The following is a 3,256-nucleotide window of genomic DNA, read 5'->3' on the forward strand; positions in this document are numbered from 1 at the left end:
CTTCGCATCGCGGCCCGCGCGCGTGAGCTCGTCGACCAGGGCACCCCGATCGAGGCCGCATGCCGGATTTCTGGACCCCGATCCACGACGCGATCTACTCCCACCAGGACAAGGAGTACGACCGGGACATCGGGGTCAAGTCCTCCGCTCTGCTGTTCGGCAAGGCCACCAAGGCATGGCTGGCGGTATTCGTCGCGCTCAGCGTCGGCGGCGTGTGGTGGGCCGGCTCCCGGATGTCGATGGGGTGGGCCTTCTACCTGATCGTCGTGATCGCGGGAACCTTCCTGTCCTTTCTGCTCGTACGCGTGGACCTGGATGATCCGAAATCGTGCTGGGACACCTTCGTCGCCAACACCTACTACGGCTGGATCCTTCTCGCGGCCGTGCTGGCAGGGCAGTTCACATGAACGATGAGCTGCGGGTGACAGATGCGATGTGGCAGGGGAGCGGCGTCGACCTGGACGCCTACCTGACCCGGGTGGGTTACCGGGGCGACGTGGCAGTGGACCTCTCCACCCTGCGGGGTCTGCACGCCGCCCACGTCGACGCGATCGCCTTCGACAACCTCGACGCGCTGCTCGGGCGCACGGCGGTGCCGCTGGACCTGGACAGCGTCCAGGACAAGATCGTCTCGCAGGGCCGCGGCGGCTGGTGCCTGGAACAGGTCGTCCTGATGGCAGCAGTGCTGGACCGGATCGGCTTCACGTTCTCGGCGCTCGCGGGAAGAACACGGATCCGCACCGGGAACAGATTCGGTCCCGCCCTCCACGTCGCCCTGTGTGTGGAGCTCGACGACGAACGCTGGCTCTTCGACGTGAGTTTCGGTGCGTTCGGACCGCACGCCCCCATCCGCCTCGCCGAGAACGCGCGACTGGAGGGTGATTGGCCCTTCGACCTGGTGCGGGAACCGAACGGTGAACACGTGCTGCGGTTCCTGCGGCCAGAAGGGCCGGCGGAGCTCTACGGTTTCACCACCGACGCCCGCTATCCGTCGGACTTCGAACTCCTCAACCACTTCTGCCTCACGCATCCGCGCTCGCCGTTCAACCACCGGATGGTCCTCCAGCGCACACAGCCCGAAGTGAGGCACCTTCTCGCCGGCAGCACACTCACGGAGATACGCCCCGCAGAGCCGGCGACCAGCAGGGAACTCGACAAGGACGAACTGCTCTGTGCGCCCGAGGAGATCTTCGGAATCACCTTGGAACCGGGCGACGTCCAAGCACTCTCGAAGATCCTGGACGGTCCGTGATGCGTACCCTGCTGCTGGACAACTACGACTCGTACACCTTCAACCTGTACCAGTTGATCGCCGGCATCAACGGCCAGGAGCCGGTCGTCATGGTCAACGACGACCCGCTGCTGTCCAGCCTGCGGTGGGAGGACTTCGACAACATCGTGGTCTCACCCGGCCCCGGACGACCGCAGAACGCCCGCGACGTCGGCCTCGTCGGCGACCTGCTGCGCCGCACCACCCTGCCCGTGCTGGGCGTCTGCTTCGGCCATCAGCTGATCGCGCACCTGGCCGGGGCGTCGGTGGTCGCCGCGCCCGAACCGAGACACGGGCACCTCGCCAAGGTCACCCACGAGGGAGATCCGCTGTTCGCCGGCATTCCGCAGGAGTTCGTCGCGGTCCGCTACCACTCGCTGTGCGTGCAGGAGCCCCTGCCCGAGGAACTCGTCGGCACCGCGTGGGCGGACGACGGTGTGCTCATGGCGTTGCGCCACCGCGATCTGCCGCAGTGGGGCGTGCAGTTCCACCCCGAGTCGATCGCTTCCCAGCACGGGCGTGAGATCCTGCAGAACTTCGCCGGCCTGACCCGCCGGACGCGGCATGAACCACGGCCGTCCGCCGCTGCCACCGTCACCGCCACCGCACTGTCCGGCGACACCACGGGCGCGGTCGGGGGACTGGGAACCATCAGCACCGTCGTGCCGACCGCCGCCGATTCCGAGGCCGTTTTCCGCAAGCTCTTCGACAACGTCCCGTACTGCTTCTGGCTGGACAGCAGCCGCGTGGAGAGGGGCCTGTCGCGGTTCTCCTTCCTCGGTGACACGTCAGGTCCGCTCAGCGAGGTCCTGACCTACCGCACCGGCAGCGGGGCCGTGGAAGTACGCGATGCGAACGGCGTCCGCCTCGTCGGAGGCAGCGTCTTCAACGTCCTCGAACAGCGGCTGCGTGAACGGCGCATCCCCGACACGGACCTGCCGTTCGACCTGACCGGCGGCTACGTCGGCTACTTCGGCTACGAACTCAAGGCCGAGTGCGGGTCCACGGCCCGCCACACCGCCGAAACCCCGGACGCCGTGTGGATGTTCGCCGACCGCGTCGTCGCGGTCGACCACCAGGAGGGACTGACCTACCTGGTGGCCGTCCACGACGAGAAGACCCGGCACGACGCCCAGGAGTGGGTGGACCGGACGTCCGCGCTCCTGACGGCCCTGAACCCGTCCGACGCCGACCCGCCCTACGACCCTGCCGCAGGCCCTCCCTCGCATGCCGAGGAGCACCTCGGCCGCGACCGGAGCCAGTACCTGGCCGACATCGCGGAGTGCCGACGGCAGCTGAGGCGGGGCGAGAGCTACGAGATCTGCCTGACCAACAAGGTGCACCTGCCGTTCCACGACGACGACACGTCCTTCTACCTGAGGCTGCGCCGGGCGAACCCCGCACCGTACGCCGCGCTCCTGCGCCTCGGCGACGTCACGGTCTTCAGCTCCTCGCCGGAGCGGTTCCTGCGTGTCGAGAGAGACCGCACGGTCACCAGCAAGCCGATCAAGGGCACGGCCCCTCGCGACGCCGACCCCGTGCGCGACGCCGAACTGGCCGCGACTCTCGCCTCCAGCGCCAAGACGCAGGCCGAGAACCTGATGATCGTCGACCTGCTGCGCAACGACCTGGGCCGGGTGTGCGAGGTGGGCAGCATCGAGGTCGACCCGTACCTGGACGTCGAGAGCTACGAGACCGTGCACCAACTGGTCTCCACGGTTCGCGGACGGCTCGCCGACGGGGTGAGCGCGATGGACTGCGCCCGGCAGTGCTTCCCGGGCGGCTCGATGACCGGAGCGCCGAAGCTGCGCACCATGGAGATCATCGACGGCCTGGAGACGGAGGCCCGGGGTGTCTACTCCGGCGCCCTCGGCTACTTCGGCCTCTCCGGCGGCACCGACCTGAACATCGTGATCCGCACCGCGGTCCGCGTCGGTGACCGGTTGACCATCGGAGCCGGCGGCGCGATCGTGCTCGACTCCGACC

General features: G+C 68.2%; 3 protein-coding genes and 1 pseudogene. All 4 read left to right on the top strand.

Going from position 1 to position 3,256, the window contains the following annotated elements:
• A pseudogene (locus ABZ646_RS43480) lies at positions 1-69 on the top strand (MerR family DNA-binding transcriptional regulator); the annotation flags it as partial.
• A complete protein-coding gene (locus tag ABZ646_RS43485) occupies positions 60-407 on the top strand; it encodes a UbiA family prenyltransferase (protein WP_360532426.1) in 348 nt (115 codons plus the stop codon). The pseudogene ABZ646_RS43480 and the gene ABZ646_RS43485, both read left to right, overlap by 10 nt.
• Positions 404-1,252, top strand: a complete 849-nt coding sequence (locus tag ABZ646_RS43490; RefSeq protein ID WP_360532429.1) for an arylamine N-acetyltransferase — start codon at positions 404-406, stop codon at positions 1,250-1,252. Before ABZ646_RS43485 ends, ABZ646_RS43490 begins: the two co-directional genes overlap by 4 nt.
• The coding region (gene pabB, locus ABZ646_RS43495) for an aminodeoxychorismate synthase component I (RefSeq protein ID WP_360532432.1) at positions 1,252-3,256 on the top strand (2,005 nt) is incomplete at its 3' end. The genes ABZ646_RS43490 and pabB, both read left to right, overlap by 1 nt.

The organism is Streptomyces sp. NPDC007162 (assembly GCF_040634175.1).
Taxonomy (GTDB): Bacteria; Actinomycetota; Actinomycetes; order Streptomycetales; family Streptomycetaceae; genus Streptomyces.

Excerpts from the sequence above, each read along its gene's own strand:
- ABZ646_RS43490 (WP_360532429.1), top strand. The coding sequence starts at position 404 with ATGAACGATGAGCTGCGGGTGACAGATGCGATGTGGCAGGGGAGCGGC.
- ABZ646_RS43485 (WP_360532426.1), top strand. The coding sequence starts at position 60 with ATGCCGGATTTCTGGACCCCGATCCACGACGCGATCTACTCCCACCAG.